We start from the raw sequence: 14,998 nt of genomic DNA on the forward strand, positions 1-14,998 counted from the left end.
TGCCACGAACAGGCGACAAAAAATGCAGCAAAAACGTCAACTGCGGCACAAAAATCACCGCAGCGCCGATTGGCGTTTCTGGCGGCGCAGAGCGAATGGCGTGATCCCGAAAAAGCTTTTGTAGACGGATGAGAACCCGTTGGGAAAGCCGCAGGCGAGGCCTATTTCACGCACGCTCATAGTGGTATTCAAAAGCAGGTTGTTGGCCTTGGCCAACCGCATCTCCCGATAGAACCCGTTCGGCGTGGTGCCGAAGAATGTCTTGAATTTGCGCTCCAGCGAGCGGTTCGACATTCCAAGCTCTTCGACCAGTTGATTGATGGGCAACGGATCTTCGATATTGGCCTGCATCAACTTGATGCACTGATCCAGCCGGGCATCCCCGGTCGTTGTCGTCTTGGCGCCAGAAAACGGCTGTAACGACGAAAAATCGCGGATGTGTTCGTGCAGCATGATGTCGGCCACCGTCATCTTGGCCGGCCCCGAGATGTGACGCCCGATCACCGCCAGTGCGATATCGGCCGTGGCCCCCATTCCCGCGCAGGTCACGACCGGGCCCTGCTCGGTCGCGATCGAAAGCTTGGCCTCGAACCGTGCGCCGCGTTCGCGGAAGATCGACGCGTTTTCCCAATGCGTTGCCATGTCGGGCGTGCCGTGTTCGTCGATGTACCGGCTGGCGGCCTCAGCCAGCAAAAAGACCTGCGCACCGCGATAGGTATAATCGGAGACAACCCGGCCCAGCGACAGCTCGGGCTGGTCCGGGTCGGTGTTGCCGATCACAAACAAATAGTCGGCGTCCGGTTGGCGTGTAACGGGCTGGGTCGGAATGCTGGCGCCGCTGCTGCTGACGATGGTCCCCCCCTTCAGCGATCGGTAAGTATAAGTGAACGGCGGGTGCGGACAAACCCGATTGGCGAGACGCAGCACATCCACCACCGACGCCAGTTCCAGCAAAACGAAGCCTGGTGCGGTGATGATGTCAAAATGCCATTGCGCCTTGACGCCGTCGGGTTTTCCAAGGTCCGGTTTCTCCGCCATCCTCGCCACTCACACAATCCTGTGCCCAGCCGAGCGCAGGGCTTTGGCCAAAGCTTCGATGTGCTCTGGGCCCACTTCGCAGCATCCACCGATGATCGTGGCCCCTTGGTCAACCCAACTCATCGCATGTGCGGCATAGGCCGACGGGTCGAGATCGTGGCGCGCTTCCAGCGCGTCGACTGTCGGAGCGTCTTTCAGGAAGCCGTCAGAAATCCGGGTGAAACCATTCGCGTAGGCACCGTAAGGTCTTTGAAGTGTCGCAAGGATCTCCAGCGCCGCGGGCACCGCCTCGGGCCGGGTGCAATTGATCAGAACCGCCTGGGGATCGAAGCGTTCGACCAGTGGCGCGATCGCGCCCAGCGGTTCGCCCGACCTCAGCCGGGTACCGTCCTCGTCCATGACCGACAGGGCCAGCCAGACCGGCTTGCCACAGCCTTCGGTTCCACGCAGCGCGCCTTCGGCCTCGGTCACGGACGAGACGGTTTCGATCAGAAACAGGTCCACCCGGTTCTGCATCAATCGCACCAGCTCCGCGAATTTCTGCGCGGCCTCGTCGGGATCGGGGTTCAGATCGGGGCGATAGGTGGCCAGCAAGGGGCCCAGCGCACCGGCGATACGCCCCGCCCGCCCATCGCGCGCCAGTTCGGCCTGTGTCAGAGCCGCATCAATAAGTTGCTCCAGCTGGTCCTCGATCCCCGCTCGTACGAGGCGAGAGCGGTGGACCGCATAGGTGTTTGTCGTCGCGACGGTTGCCCCGCGGTCAAAATAATCCCGATGGATCTCTCCGACCAACCCCGGCTCGTCGATCATTACGCGGGTTGACCACAAGGCGGTTGGCTGTTCGCCACGACGTTTGACCAGCTCTTGACCGATCGAACCATCCAACAGCGTGATGTCTGCCATCTCGGTGCCTCCTTACGGTATGAGAACCAGCTTTCCGGGCAGGGTCTTTGATTGAAAGTCCGTCTGCGCCTGGGCGATCTCGCGCAGCGGGTAAGTCTTGGAAATCAAAGGCTTGATCCGACCCGCGTTCATCAACTCGACCAGTCGGCCAAAAACTTCGAAGGCTTGGTGAGTGCAGCCGTGGATCGTGATGTCGCGCAGGTAGATTTCGCGCAGATCAGCCTGCACGATCGGGCCGGCGATGGCCCCGGACACGGCATATTGGCCGCCCGGCTTCAGTGCCAGGATCAGGCCGGAAAAGGCCGGGCCGCCGACCACGTCGATCACCACGTCAAAGCTGTCCTGAGGCAGCGGCGCGTCGCGCTCGAACGTACCAGCCGCACCCTGCGCCCGTACCACTTCGGCCTTGGCGGCACTGGTCACCCCCCACACGGTTGCTCCCCGCAAGGCTGCCAATTGCACGGCCGCCAGCCCGACGCCGCCCGAGGCGCCGGTGATCAGCACCTTGTGCCCGGCAGTCACGCCCGCGCGGGTCAACAGGTTCTCGGCCGTGCCAAACGCACAGGGGATGGCGGCGATTTCCACGTCCGACAACGGTGAGGCGGTCACGTCGTAGAGGTCATCCGCCTCGAGCAGGCAGTATTGCGCAAAAGCCCCGTCGATCTCGGACCCAAGCGCGATGAAGCCTGTCGGGTTACCCGGGCGCGGGCGCGGCAGGTTGATCGGGCAGGTCACGCGTTGCCCCGGTTTGAAGCCGGCACCCGGCCCGATCTGCTCGACTATGCCGCAAAGATCTCCGCCTTGAATGCGGGGAAAGGACAGCGCGCCGCCCCACCCGCCGGCTTCGACCTCTTGGTCAACCGCGTCCGTCGCGCCGGTGACGTCCGAGGAATACCATCCGATCCGCGTGTTGATGTCGGTGTTGTTGACGCCTGCCGCGACCACGCGGACCAGAACCTGCCCGGGCCCGGGTACTGGAACCGGAATATCCTCGCGCCATTCCAGAACTTCTGGACCACCGTGACCTGTCAGATAGACACCGCACATCGTCTTTGGAGCATTCATTTCGCTGGCTTCTCAGGTCTGGTCGTCGGGATGGGGCGGCACCGGCCCCATCGGCACGATGTCGTAGCGGGCATTCAGATCGGCCATCTTGGCCTCGTCCTCAAAATCTGCCTGGGTCATGGTTGCCAGTTCCGCAAGGAAGCCGTCAAACCCGGAGGGTTGAAAGATCATGAGCATTCGTGCCGGTTTGTTGTCGGCGACGCGGCAGGCATGCGGCACACCCGGCGGAACATGCATGGTGGTGCCCGGCGTGCACAGGTGCCAATCTCCGTCGACGTAGAAATCCACGGCGCCCTCGAAAAAATAGAAAGTCTCGGCGTGGCTGTCGTGGCGATGAAGGCCAAGCGCGAAGCTGGCCTTCAAGTTGTCTTCCATCAGGGTGTACGCCCCGCCCGTGTCCTGACCGGAAACCTTCACGCAGGTATGGTCGTTCTCCCAGTCATAGTTAGGACCCTCACCGGGTCCCTGCTTGGAATATCGAGGGCGCATATGGGCCTCCTTGTGTCAGGCGCGCAGCCGCTCGTTTGCGGGATCCCACAGCGGCTGATCCTCCTGTACCACGGCGCGACACTTTTCGCCGTAGATTTCCACCTCAAGCTCGGTGCCCGGGTTGGCCAGATCGGCCTTGATCATACCCAGCGCGAGGGACTTGCCGACACGATAGCCCCAGGCGCCCGATGTGGTTTCGCCCACGATCTGATCACCCTGCCAGATACAGGACATGTAAGGCGCATCGCAGTCACCGGCCTCGACGACCAGCGTGACGAAAGACTTCTTCACTCCACGCTGCTTTTCCGCCAGCAACGCGGCCTTGCCGGGGAAATCCTGAGGCTTGTCGAACTTGACGAAGCGCTCCAGCCCGCCTTCGAGCAGCGAGTAGTCGGTGCTGAGATCTCCCTTCCACGCGCGGTATCCCTTTTCGATGCGCAGGCTGTTCAGCGCATACATGCCGAACGGCTTGGCCCCGGCGGCAAGGATCGCGTCATAGATCGCGGGCATGTGCTCGTTGAGCGCATGCACCTCCCAGCCCAGTTCACCGGCAAAGGACACACGGATCAGGTGGGCGGGCTGTCCGGCCACGGTGGCCGCCTGATGGGTCAGCCAACCCAGCGAGAGGTCGGCATCGGTCAGACCCGACAGGATCTCACGCGATTTCGGACCGGTCACGATCAGCGTGTCGCGGGTGGTGGTCACGTCCTCGACCGTGACGCCCGCGGGCATTGCGTTCATCAGGATGTCGCGGTCGTGCCATTGCGCGGTGGCGGCGGTGATCATCACGAACTCATCCTCGCCCAGGCGCATGCAGGACATCTCGGTCAGGATGCGGCCGCGATTGTCGGCGATGTAGACGAGGTTGATCCGCCCCACCTTGGGCAGGCCGCCGGTGACCAGCCCGCGCAGCGCCTCGGCCGCGCCTTCGCCCTTGACGACAAAGCGCGAGAAACCCGGCAGGTCGAGCACGCCGCAATGGTCGCGCACGGCCTCGCATTCTTCCTTGATCCGCTGCTCCCACGGACCCGAGCGGCCCCAGGTGTGGGTGCTTTCCTCGGAGGTGTCGTCGCCCGGCTGCGCGAACCAGTTGGCGCGCTCCCAGCCGTTGTAGGCCCCCATGACGCCGCCCAGTTCGTTGACCTTGGCATGCACGGGCGACAGCTTCTTGTCGCGCGCGGCGGGCCATTCGTGATGGGGGAAGTGCATGGCGTATTCGTTGCCGTAGACCTCCATGCCCTTCTGGTTGCAGTAGTCCTGATCGGTGTAATCGGTGTAGCGTCGCGGATCGACGGCCCACATGTCCCATTCGGTGGCACCATCCACGATCCATTCGGCCAGCACTTTGCCTGCACCGCCGCCTTGGGCGATGCCGAAGGTGAAGGTATGCGCCTCGAAGGCGTTCTTGACGCCGGGCATCGGCCCGATCAGCGGCAGGCCGTCGGGCGCATAGGGGATCGGCCCGTTGATCACGCGGCCCACGCCCGAGGTCGCCATCAGCGGCACCCGCTCCATCGCGTCAGTGACGATGTCCTCGATCCGGTCCAGATCGTCGTTCCACAACTGGAAGCTGAAATCCTCAGGCATCGGGTCGTCCTCGGTCATCCAGTGGCCCTTGCAATTGGGCTCGTATGGGCCAAGGTTGAAGCCGTGCTTTTCCTGTCGCAGGTAGTAGGAGATATCCACGTCGCGCAGCAGCGGCAGCTTGCCACCGTTTTCCTTGGACCAGGCTTCGACCTCGGGGATCTCGTCGGTCAGCAGGTACTGGTGGCTCATGACCATCGCGGGCACGGTGCGGCCGCCAAAGGGTTTGAACCATTCGCCCACGCGCTGCGCGTAGTAGCCGGCCGCGTTGACGACATAGTCGCAGTCGATGTCGCCTTTTTCGGTGTGGACGGTCCAGGTGCCGTCGTCATGCTGGGTCACGCCGGTGGCCGGGCAGAACCGGATGATCTTCTGCCCCATGTCGCGTGCGCCCTTGGCCAGCGCCTGGGTCAGCTGCGCAGGGTCGATGTCCCCATCGGTCGGGTCATACAGAACGCCCTCAAGATCATGAGTTTCCAGGAACGGGTAGCGTTCCTTGGCCTGCTCCGGCGTCCACATTTCCATCGGGATTCCCTGGTAGCGGCCCATCGACATGGCCCGCTGGAACTCCTGCATCCGCTCTTTGCTGTGCGCCAGACGGATCGAGCCGGACACGTGGTAGTTCATCGGGTAGTCGACCTCTTCGCCAAGACGTGAATACAGCTCGGTCGAATAGCGCTGCATGTTCATGATCGCCCACGAGGTCGAGAAGGTCGGCACGTTGCCCGCCGCGTGCCAGGTCGACCCTGCGGTCAGCTCGTTCTTTTCCAGCAGAACGCAGTCGGTCCAGCCCTTTTTGGCCAAATGGTACAGCGAGGACGCCCCTACGACGCCGCCACCGATGATGACCACGCGGGCCTTGGTCGGAAAATCGCTCATTTTTCTAGATCCCTGTCATTGTGCCCTTTGGGGCAGTTCATCCGTGATGTCGTAGTAGTCGCCCTTGTCCGCCACGAAGATGTGGCGGGCCAGTTTCAACTGAGTGGGCTGGTCCAGAGCCCCCATCGAAACCGAAATCGTGTCTTCGTCCTTGTGCTGCCAGAACAGAAAGCTTCCGCATGCCTTGCAGAAACCACGCCGGGCCGTGTCCGAAGCCTGAAACCATCCCAGTGTATCGCTGCTGTTCAGGGTCAGGTTGTCCTGGTGGGTCGCGGTCGAGGCCCAATAATGCCCAGACTGCCGACGGCATTGCCCGCAGTGGCAGGCCGAGGGCGGCGACAGCTCTCCGTTGATCGTGAAGGCCACCGAACCGCAAAGGCACGATCCTTTTTGCATGGTTCTATCCCTTTCCTGCAGGTGCCGCGCTGGTTCCCAGCAGGACGCCATAAATGATGAAACAGGTGGCCATGACGCGGCGCACCCAGACGTTGAACACGGCGCCCAGTGCCGCCCGCCCCATCACCGCACCCAACAGTGTGAACCCGGTGTAGCTCAGCGACGTGATGATCAGCGCCGTCGGCATGATGATCGCCATTTGCTGCCAGATCGGCACATCAAGCTGCACGAACTGGGAAAACGCGGCCAGGTAACCTGCGACACTCTTTGGATTGATCGTGGCGACGGCCAAGGCATGGAGATAGACATGGCGGGCCGGGCGCTGGCTGGCCGGCGCGGGACGCGCGGCGTTCATCCACCCCCGGAGTCCCATCCAGATCAGGAACCCCGCCCCGATCAGCTTGGCCACGAAAAACCCGGTTGGCGAGGCCGCGATCAGGGCTGTCACCCCCAGAGCCGACAGGATCAGAAAGGCGCTGGCCTGGGTCAGGATCGCCAGAACCCCAAGCATCGCCTTGGGAAATGGCAGGCTCATCCCGTTCGAAATGCAATTCACGGCATTCGGACCCGGCGTGGTCACGAACACCACCCAGAACACCGCGAATATGGTCCAGGCCTCAAAGCTCATCAGTACACCGGCGGAGCGATCACCCAGACGGCCACGGCGGGTTCGTCGTAAGGGTTCGCCCATTGATAGGGTTCGTGCTTGATCCGAAAGCTGTCCCCGACGCCGACGGTAAAATTTCGGCCTCCGATCGTCAGGTCAAGACGGCCCGCGATCATGTATCCAACCTCCTGCGTCGGACGGTTGGCCGGGGTCTGCATCCGGGAGTGGGGCTCAAAGGTGGAATGCACCATCTCGAAATCATCGGTCAGGTCAGGCGACAGCAATTCCTCGATCAGCCCTTCCTCGCCCGACCCCATCGGCCGGCGCGAACCGGCGCGCACCACATAGCCCTGTTCCCCGGCCAGAACGCCGGTATGGGCGAACAGCATCGACATCGGCACGCCCAGGCATTCCGCGATCAGGCGCAGATCCGAAATCGACGGAGCAGACAAATCGCGCTCGACCTGGCTGAGCCAGCCCACCGACCGGTCCAACCGCGAAGCGATATCGGTCAGCGTCAACCCGCGCGCCTTGCGCAGCGCGCGAATGTCCGCCCCCAGCGTCGCAGCGATATGGGCCTGGTCGTTCACGCTACCACCCCCGATTCATGAAATTTACGTCACATTTTTCACGATGTCCCGAATCGGTGAAAATTCCAAGATATTTTTCACTACCGATCCTGATCCTTCCACGCTATGGCTGCGGAATGTGGATCGTCATTCTGTATTTCTGGGCCATCAACGCGTTGACTTTGCTGGTGTTCGGCTGGGACAAGCTGCGGGCGATCCGACGCAGGCGGCGTGTCCCGGAGAAGTGGCTTTTGCGACTGGCGCTGTTGGGCGGCAGCCCCGCAGCTTTGTTGGGTCGCTGGATATTCGGGCACAAGACCCGGAAAAAGCGGCTGACGACTGTGCTGTATGCCATTACGGCTCTGCAGGCGGGCGCGATCTACCTGTTCCTCACCTACAGTTCTGTTTGAAACTGGCATTTGGCAGTGCGATCGGGCAATGGTTGCAAATGATTGACAGAACTTCGTCCCAGGCGCTGGCCATCGGGTCAGTGGCGGTGTCCCTGCTGGTGCTGCTGCTCAAGGTCCTGGCATGGCATTTGACCGGGTCGGTCGCTCTGTATTCCGACGCAATGGAATCTTTGGTCAACGTGGTTGGCGCGCTGCTGGCGTGGTTTGCCATTCGGATGGCAGAGCGTCCTGCCGACAGCAATCACCCTTTCGGACATCACAAGGCCGAGAACTTCTCGGCCATCGCCGAGGGGACCCTGATCGTTCTCGCCGCAATCCTGATCATTCAGGAAGCCTGGGGCGCCTTGTTCGCGCCTCACCTCGACCAGCTCGGACCGATCGGACTGGCCGTGAACACAGCGGCCATGGTCCTGAACCTGGTCTGGGCCCGCGTCTTGATCTCGGCGGGTCAGAAACGGCGCTCACCGGCCATGACCGCCAATGGGCGCCACCTGATGACCGACGTCTGGACCTCGGCCGGGGTCTTGTTGGGACTGATCCTGGTATTGCTCACAGGCTGGGCCGTTCTTGACCCGTTGCTGGCCATTCTGGTGGCCGCGAATATTCTGCGCGAAGGTTGGAAGGTCATTTTCCATTCGGCCGGAGATCTGATGGATTCAGCTGCCCACACCGAGGACACGGACATCATCGAGGCCGCCGTTCGGAACTCGTCTCAGGGAGCCTTGCAGATCCACGATCTGCGCACCCGACGGGCCGGCAAAGCCGTGTTCATCGAATTTCATCTGGTCGTCGATCGCAACATGACGGTTGGTGACGCCCACGACATCTGTGACGCGATCGAAGATGCAATCGCCGAAAAGCTGCCCGAGGCCCGGACCATCATTCACGTGGAGCCGGACTCTCAGCTCAAAGCCTCGGGGATCGAACCGGGATAAAGCTTCTACAGACGCCCGAAAACCTGCGCAAGGATACGCGACAACCCATCGGTATCGGCCTGCTCGAACGCATCGGGCTGATCGCTGTCGATATCAAAGACCCCGATGACCTGCCCCGCAGAATCCCGCACCGGCAGAACCAATTCGGACCGGGTCGACGAGGCGCAGGCAATGTGCCCCTCAAACGCATTCACATCCGGGACCAGCTGAACCTCTCCGGTGCGCGCTGCTGCCCCGCAGACCCCGCGCGAGAACGGAATGACCAAACAGCCGTGCCCGCCTTGATAGGGTCCGATCTTCAACAACTCCGGCTCGGTCACACGGTAAAACCCTGTCCAGTCAAAGCGGTCGTCGCTGTGATGCACCTCGCAGGCGACGGTGGCCATCAGAGCGACCTGGTCAGTTTCACCTTCCGTCAGGGCTTCGATGGTTTTGGACAAGAGCGCGTAGTCAGCTTTCATGGGGTCATTTCCAATGTGCAACCGGGCCGCAACCTCTGCGGCCCGGTTCAGCTAATGGCAAAATGCCAAAGCGTCAAACCCGCTCGATCGCGATTGCGGTGCCTTCGCCGCCTCCGATGCAGATCGCGGCCACTCCGCGCTTCAGGCCACGCTTCTCGAGTGCATTTAGAAGCGTCACCATGATGCGTGCACCTGAGGCACCGATCGGATGACCAAGGGCACAGGCGCCACCGTTGACGTTGACCTTGTCGCGCGGCAGGCCCATTTCGTGCATGAAGGCCATCGGAACAACGGCAAACGCCTCGTTCACTTCCCACAGGTCCACGTCGTCCTTGCTCCAACCGATCCGTTCCAGCAGCTTCTGCGCGGCCGGGACCGGAGCCGTCGTGAAAAGGCCGGGCGCCTGGGCGTAGCTCGCGTGGCCCAGGATGCGGGCACGTACATTCAGGCCGCGCGCCTCGGCCGTGTCAGCCGCAGCAAGAACCAGCGCCGCTGCGCCATCCGAGATTGACGAGGAATTGGCCGCCGTCACCGTGCCATCCTTGCGGAATGCCGGCTTCAGCGTCGGTATCTTTTCCGGCCGCGCCGATTTGGGCTGCTCGTCCGAATCCTGAATGATTTCACCTTTGCGGCTTCGGACCGTGACGGCTGCGATCTCGTCCGAGAAGGCTCCGCTGGCCTGCGCTTCGAGCGCATTCGACAGCGACTTCAACGCGTATTCGTCCTGCGCCTCTCGGGTAAATTGATAAGCCTCGGCGCAGTCTTCGGCAAAAGTGCCCATCAGGCGGCCCTTGTCATAGGCATCTTCCAATCCGTCCAGGAACATGTGATCCACCACCTGGCCGTGACCGATACGCGCCCCGCCGCGCATCTTGGGCAGCAAGTAGGGCGCATTCGTCATGCTTTCCATTCCGCCCGCAACCATCGAGTCTGCATGGCCAAGCGCGATTTGATCGAACGCCATCATCGCCGCCTTCATGCCCGACCCGCACATCTTGTTCAGTGTGGTCGCAGGCACCTCTTCACCCAGACCTGCCGCAAACCCTGCCTGCCGCGCCGGAGCCTGCCCCTGACCAGCGGGCAGAACGCAGCCCATCAAAACCTCGTCGACCGTCTGCGTCTTGGCGTTTTCAAGCGCCGCGCGAATCGCGACGCCACCCAGTTCCGCCGCAGGCACGCCGTCGAACATTCCTTGAAACCCGCCCATCGGCGTCCGGGCCGCACCAGCGATCACAACCTCTTTCATGTGACGACTCCTCCTTTTGTCGAGTGCTTGGATACCGAATGGTAAGAAATGCCGTCTAGCGTATTTCTACGATCGATCGACGGAATCCGAGGGGGGTCACGTGACACTGAGCAGCAAAACGACAGGCGAAACGCAGATCATCACAGTCGACGCCGCCCGCATCGACGCCGCCATGGCGATACAGTTCAAGGAAGACATGCGGACCCAAACCGCAGATGGCGCCGGTCGGATCATCCTGGATCTGTCTGCGGTCGAGTTCATAGACTCCAGTGGATTGGGCGCGATCGTGGCGTCCGTGAAGCAGCTTGGAAATGGGCGCACGCTTGAACTGGCGGGATTGCAGCCTGTCGTGGCAAAGGTTTTTCGGCTGACGCGGATGGATACGGTTTTCAAACTGCATCCCAACTTGGATGACGCGCTGGCCTCCGTGTTGGAGTGAAGCGCCAGGGGGCAAATGGCGTGACAGTCAACTGCGAAGACGGCCGACTCGAAGTGGTGTTCCCTGCCGTCGAAGCCGAGGCCAGCCGAGCCATCGCTTCGCTGCACGCGGGGCTGTCGAATTTCGGTTTGCCGGGGCAAAAGACTGCGGACATCAAGATCGTGTTGGCTGAGGCGATCAACAATGTTGTCGAACACGCATATGCTGAGCGCGCGCCCGGAATTGTCCGGGTTTCCGTGCTGGACTCCAAAGATCACCTGGAGGTCCAGATCACTGACACTGGCCACCCCTTGCCCGGCCTGAAGATACCTGATGGCATTCCTGCCAGTGTCGAAACCGATACTTCAAATCTGCCCGAAGGTGGATTCGGTTGGTTCCTGATCCGAACATTGGCGGACGACGTGCTGTATGACCGCAGAAACGGCCAGAACCTGCTGTTCTTGCGGTTTGAGCGCACAAAAAAAGCGGATCGGCCACAATAACGCCCAGATCGGACCATTGTCGCGCCGCAAACGACGGGCAGAAACAAGGGGTAGCTCAGATAGCTTCCCTCGGCGCCATGTGTCACAGCCCCCACCCAGTGAACGGCGCCGAGGACCTTCTCCTTGAAATGACTGGACATCAGCCAACGGCACCCTAGTGTCGAGCCGTTCAGGAGGAGACCCATTCCATGCGCGATTTCCACGCCCCCGGCCGTTCCGAGGTTTTGTCGACCGAAGGGATGTGCGCAACCTCGCATCCGCTGGCTGCAAAGGTGGCGCTGGACATTCTGGGCCGCGGCGGAAACGCGATGGACGCCGCCATTGCCGCAGGCGTACTTCTGGGCATCTGCGAACCGCAGATGACAGGTCTGGGTGGCGACTGTTTCGTGCTTTACAATCGCGCCGGCGAAACGAAGGTTCGCGCGCTGAACGGATCCGGGCGGGCGCCCGCTGGAGCCTCGGCCGAAGATCTGCGGGCCCGTGGGTTGGCTGCGGTGCCGCTTGACGGACCCGAAGCGGTGACGATCCCCGGGGCTGTCGATGCATTCTGCCACCTGTCAGAGGCCGAGGGTCGATTGGGGATCGAGGCCCTTCTTCAACCTGCAATTCACTATGCCGATACGGGCGTTCCGGTTGCACCCCGCGTCGCGCATGACTGGTCGATCGGGGCCGAAACGCTGCAGGGCGCAGCGCGGGATCACTATCTGATCGACGGCCGCGCCCCAACGACAGGTCAGATGTTCCGCGCTCCGGGTCAGGCAGAAGTCCTGCGTCGCGTAGCCCGAAATGGGCGCGATGCCTTTTACGCGGGCGAAATCGCCGATGACATGCTGGCCGCGTTGAATTCCCGAGGCGGTGTTCATTCGGCCACAGATTTTCACGACACAAAGTTCATCGAAGCCCCACCGGTAGGAGGTGACTACCGCAACGCTGAACTGCTTGAACATCCGCCGAACGGACAAGGCGCGACTGCGATCCTGCTTCTCAACATACTCAAGCATTTCGACATTGCAGGCATGGACCCGTGGGGCGCCGAACGGGCGCATATCGAAGCCGAGGCGACCAAGCTGGCCTACGATGCACGCAACCGGTTCATCGCCGACCCGGATCAGTCGTCGCGCATGGAACATTTTCTGGCGCCGGAAACGGCGGCAAAGCTGGCCGAGCTGATTGATCCCCGGCGCGCCATGACTGCCGCAGCGCCGCTGACCGAAGCCGTGCACAAGGACACGGTTTATGTCACGGTCGTCGACCGGGATCGTATGGCTGTTTCTCTGATCTATTCGATCTTCCACAGCTTCGGATCGGGCATCGCCTCGGAAAAGTTTGGCATTCTCCTGCAGAACCGCGGATGTGGTTTCAACCTTGAACCGGGACATCCGAACGAGTTGGGCGGAGGCAAGCGCCCGATGCACACGATCATTCCCGCGATACTGAAGCAAAACGGCCAGATCGCCATGCCGTTCGGCGTGATGGGCGGGGCCTATCAGCCGACAGGCCACGCTCGCCTGGTTTCCAACCTTCTGGATTTCGATTTGGGGCTTCAGCACGCCGTCGACGCACCCCGCGCCTTTGCCGACGGTTCGATCTTGAAGATCGAACCCGGCTACGATCGCAAGATCGCGCAACAATTGTCAGAAATGGGGCACAACGTCGTCGAAACGGAAACGCCACTGGGCGGTGCGCAGGCGATCCGAATCCATCAAAGCGGAGTATTGGAGGGCGCCAGCGATCCCCGAAAGGACGGTTGCGCTTTGGGTTACTGACGCCGCAACGGCGTCAGCACCGTATCAGTTCAGCTGGAAGTGCAGCGGATAGCTGCCATCCTGAAACGGCCCGAACATGTTGGGAATATCAGGATGATCAACAGGTTCTCCTGACTGGTCGGCAATCAGATTTTGCTCTGAGACATAAGCCACATAGAAGGATTGATCGTTCTCGGCCAGCAAATGGTAGAACGGCTGATCCTTGATCGGGCGGCTATCTTCGGGAATTGCCTCGTACCATTCTTCGGTATTTGCAAATTCCGGATCCACGTCAAAAATCACCCCTCGGAAGGGATGTTTCTTGTGACGAACCACCTGGCCCAAGCGGTACTTTGCATGTGTCTTCAGCATTGTTTCAGCCCCCAAGGCACTTACTAAACCTTTCCGCCGGCAATTGCCAATCATTGATCTGAAATTCGCGGAAACAGTCTGTGAACCTATGCCTGACAGTCGACAGCCTGCTGCACGGTTTCTTATACGATTGTGATTTCCTCGTCCTGCAATCTGCGCTAGAATAAAGAAAAAAGGCACGAGGCACATGAGCAGAAAACTTCTCGTACTCTTCGGGGTGCTGTTTTTGGCATCCTGTGGGGGCGGCGCACAGCGTCCGCCCAGCAACCTCAATGACGCTTGCGCCATCGCGCGCGAGCGGCCGGACATGATCAAGGCATTCAAAAGCACCGAACGCAAATGGGGTGTTCCGGTTCATGTCCAGATGGCGACCATCTACCAAGAAAGCCGCTATCGTCACGACGCGCGGACGCCTCACAAATATGTTCTTGGGGTTATTCCGATGGGCCGTCAGAGCAGCGCCTATGGCTTCAGCCAGGCCCTGGACGGAACCTGGGAAGAATATCAGCGCGAAACGGGGAAGCGGCGCGCCAAGCGTGACCGCATTCGTGACGCATCAGATTTCGTCGGATGGTACATGAACAAAAGCAGTCAGAAGATCGGCATCTCGACCAGCGACACGCGGAACCAGTATCTGGCGTATCACGAAGGTCGCGCGGGTTACGCACGCGGCAGCCATTACGGCAAGACCTGGCTATTGAACGTGGCCAATGACGTGGACGCACGTGCGCAGATGTACCAGGCGCAGCTGTCCAGCTGCCGCTACTGAAAGAGCCGCGGGTCAGCGATTCTCTGACCCGCGCCGCGCCTTGTTCGAAAACAGGCCGCTGTCGATTCTGACATCTTCGTTGAGGGGACCCAGCAGCACCGTGGTTTGACCCCCGGCGTTGTCGTAGATGACCCATTTCCGCAACTCGATCGGATTTGCCGTGAACATCAGCTCGATCCGCCCGGACTCGGGGTTTTTCGGGTCCTGCGCGGTGACGACCGTGGCTGTGCCATCAAATGTGTGGCCGACTACCATGTTGGCCTGCGACAGGTTCACGTTGCGCGCCAAAACCAGCGACAGCGGTGTTCGCTTCAACGGGTACTGCTCGGGCGGCTGGTTCGATTTGGGGTCGAACACCATCACCGTGCCGGCATTGGCCAGCACCACCGCGCTGTTGGGCGGATCGTATTCGAACCGCATCTTGCCGGGGCGCTGCAGCCACAGCTTGCCGGTACTCAGCGATCCGTCATCGTTGACTTGGGTAAACGTCGTCTGAACAGCCTTCAATCCGTTCAGATAGTTCGAGATCTGCGACAAGGGCAGCTTTTCGGCGGCCCAGGCTGCAGGGGCAGTCAAAGCAAGGGCGAGGGCAAAGGCAATCTGTTTCAT

18 protein-coding genes are annotated in these 14,998 nt (G+C 61.2%); 6 read left to right on the top strand and 12 right to left on the bottom strand.

The annotated features are described in order from the left end of the window. Positions 1–54 precede the first annotated feature (54 nt). The 8 genes from ACR0NB_RS10930 to ACR0NB_RS10965 are packed head-to-tail and all read right to left on the bottom strand — an operon-like array spanning position 55 to position 7,551. Positions 55–1,038 (bottom strand): GlxA family transcriptional regulator, encoded by a 984-nt coding sequence (locus ACR0NB_RS10930; RefSeq protein ID WP_480775666.1) that lies wholly within the window; start codon positions 1,036–1,038, stop codon positions 55–57. Positions 1,039–1,047: 9 nt separating this feature from the next. After that, a complete protein-coding gene (locus ACR0NB_RS10935) occupies positions 1,048–1,941 on the bottom strand; it encodes a homocysteine S-methyltransferase family protein (protein ID WP_480775667.1) in 894 nt (297 codons plus the stop codon). Between the two features lie 12 nt (positions 1,942–1,953). Then, positions 1,954–3,006, bottom strand: coding sequence for an alcohol dehydrogenase family protein (locus ACR0NB_RS10940; protein ID WP_480775668.1), 1,053 nt, complete (start codon positions 3,004–3,006; stop codon positions 1,954–1,956). 12 nt (positions 3,007–3,018) lie between these two features. Further along, positions 3,019–3,495 carry a cupin domain-containing protein gene (locus ACR0NB_RS10945; protein ID WP_480775669.1) on the bottom strand — a complete coding sequence of 159 codons (477 nt, stop codon included), beginning with the start codon at positions 3,493–3,495 and terminating at the stop codon, positions 3,019–3,021. A gap of 15 nt (positions 3,496–3,510) precedes the next feature. Then, a complete protein-coding gene (locus ACR0NB_RS10950) occupies positions 3,511–5,958 on the bottom strand; it encodes a GcvT family protein (RefSeq protein ID WP_480775670.1) in 2,448 nt (815 codons plus the stop codon). Between the two features lie 15 nt (positions 5,959–5,973). Beyond that, positions 5,974–6,354, bottom strand: a complete 381-nt coding sequence (locus tag ACR0NB_RS10955; RefSeq protein ID WP_170342302.1) for a GFA family protein — start codon at positions 6,352–6,354, stop codon at positions 5,974–5,976. A gap of 4 nt (positions 6,355–6,358) precedes the next feature. After that, on the bottom strand, positions 6,359–6,982 hold the full coding sequence (locus ACR0NB_RS10960; RefSeq protein ID WP_480775671.1) for a LysE family translocator: 624 nt from the start codon (positions 6,980–6,982) through the stop codon (positions 6,359–6,361). Continuing rightward, positions 6,982–7,551, bottom strand: coding sequence for a helix-turn-helix domain-containing protein (locus tag ACR0NB_RS10965; RefSeq protein ID WP_260063599.1), 570 nt, complete (start codon positions 7,549–7,551; stop codon positions 6,982–6,984). The genes ACR0NB_RS10960 and ACR0NB_RS10965 overlap by 1 nt, the downstream gene beginning before the upstream one ends. Positions 7,552–7,607: 56 nt before the next feature. Between ACR0NB_RS10965 and ACR0NB_RS10970 the strand changes: the two genes are divergently transcribed. Next, a complete protein-coding gene (locus tag ACR0NB_RS10970; RefSeq protein WP_480775672.1) occupies positions 7,608–7,940 on the top strand; it encodes a DUF1294 domain-containing protein in 333 nt (110 codons plus the stop codon). 38 nt (positions 7,941–7,978) lie between these two features. Continuing rightward, on the top strand, positions 7,979–8,875 hold the full coding sequence (locus tag ACR0NB_RS10975; RefSeq protein WP_480775673.1) for a cation diffusion facilitator family transporter: 897 nt from the start codon (positions 7,979–7,981) through the stop codon (positions 8,873–8,875). A 5-nt stretch (positions 8,876–8,880) separates the two neighbouring features. Here the strand turns inward: ACR0NB_RS10975 and ACR0NB_RS10980 are convergent, their stop codons facing one another. Together ACR0NB_RS10980 and ACR0NB_RS10985 are read right to left on the bottom strand one after the other, a co-directional pair. After that, a complete protein-coding gene (locus ACR0NB_RS10980) occupies positions 8,881–9,336 on the bottom strand; it encodes a GAF domain-containing protein (RefSeq protein WP_480775674.1) in 456 nt (151 codons plus the stop codon). 73 nt (positions 9,337–9,409) lie between these two features. Then, a complete protein-coding gene (locus ACR0NB_RS10985; protein WP_480775675.1) occupies positions 9,410–10,582 on the bottom strand; it encodes an acetyl-CoA C-acyltransferase in 1,173 nt (390 codons plus the stop codon). Positions 10,583–10,682: 100 nt separating this feature from the next. On the opposite strand from ACR0NB_RS10985, the gene ACR0NB_RS10990 reads away from it, so the two are divergent. The 3 genes from ACR0NB_RS10990 (at position 10,683) to ACR0NB_RS11000 (ending at position 13,269) form a co-directional block, all read left to right on the top strand. Continuing rightward, positions 10,683–11,021 carry an STAS domain-containing protein gene (locus ACR0NB_RS10990; protein ID WP_480775676.1) on the top strand — a complete coding sequence of 113 codons (339 nt, stop codon included), beginning with the start codon at positions 10,683–10,685 and terminating at the stop codon, positions 11,019–11,021. A 20-nt stretch (positions 11,022–11,041) separates the two neighbouring features. Further along, positions 11,042–11,503: an ATP-binding protein gene (locus ACR0NB_RS10995; RefSeq protein WP_480775677.1), complete on the top strand. Its 462-nt coding sequence runs from the start codon at positions 11,042–11,044 to the stop codon at positions 11,501–11,503. 188 nt (positions 11,504–11,691) lie between these two features. Beyond that, the gene (locus ACR0NB_RS11000; RefSeq protein WP_480775678.1) at positions 11,692–13,269 is read left to right on the top strand and encodes a gamma-glutamyltransferase family protein; all 1,578 of its coding nucleotides are present in this window, start codon (positions 11,692–11,694) and stop codon (positions 13,267–13,269) included. A gap of 24 nt (positions 13,270–13,293) precedes the next feature. Here ACR0NB_RS11000 and hspQ read toward each other — a convergent pair whose 3' ends face one another. After that, positions 13,294–13,620: a heat shock protein HspQ gene (gene hspQ / locus ACR0NB_RS11005; RefSeq protein ID WP_170341320.1), complete on the bottom strand. Its 327-nt coding sequence runs from the start codon at positions 13,618–13,620 to the stop codon at positions 13,294–13,296. 187 nt (positions 13,621–13,807) lie between these two features. Between hspQ and ACR0NB_RS11010 the strand changes: the two genes are divergently transcribed. Next, positions 13,808–14,389: a transglycosylase SLT domain-containing protein gene (locus ACR0NB_RS11010; RefSeq protein ID WP_093964271.1), complete on the top strand. Its 582-nt coding sequence runs from the start codon at positions 13,808–13,810 to the stop codon at positions 14,387–14,389. 12 nt (positions 14,390–14,401) lie between these two features. Here ACR0NB_RS11010 and ACR0NB_RS11015 read toward each other — a convergent pair whose 3' ends face one another. Continuing rightward, the gene (locus ACR0NB_RS11015) at positions 14,402–14,998 is read right to left on the bottom strand and encodes a LolA family protein (RefSeq protein ID WP_480775679.1); all 597 of its coding nucleotides are present in this window, start codon (positions 14,996–14,998) and stop codon (positions 14,402–14,404) included.

The sequence above is a fragment of the Ruegeria sp. CG3 genome, from assembly GCF_056537205.1.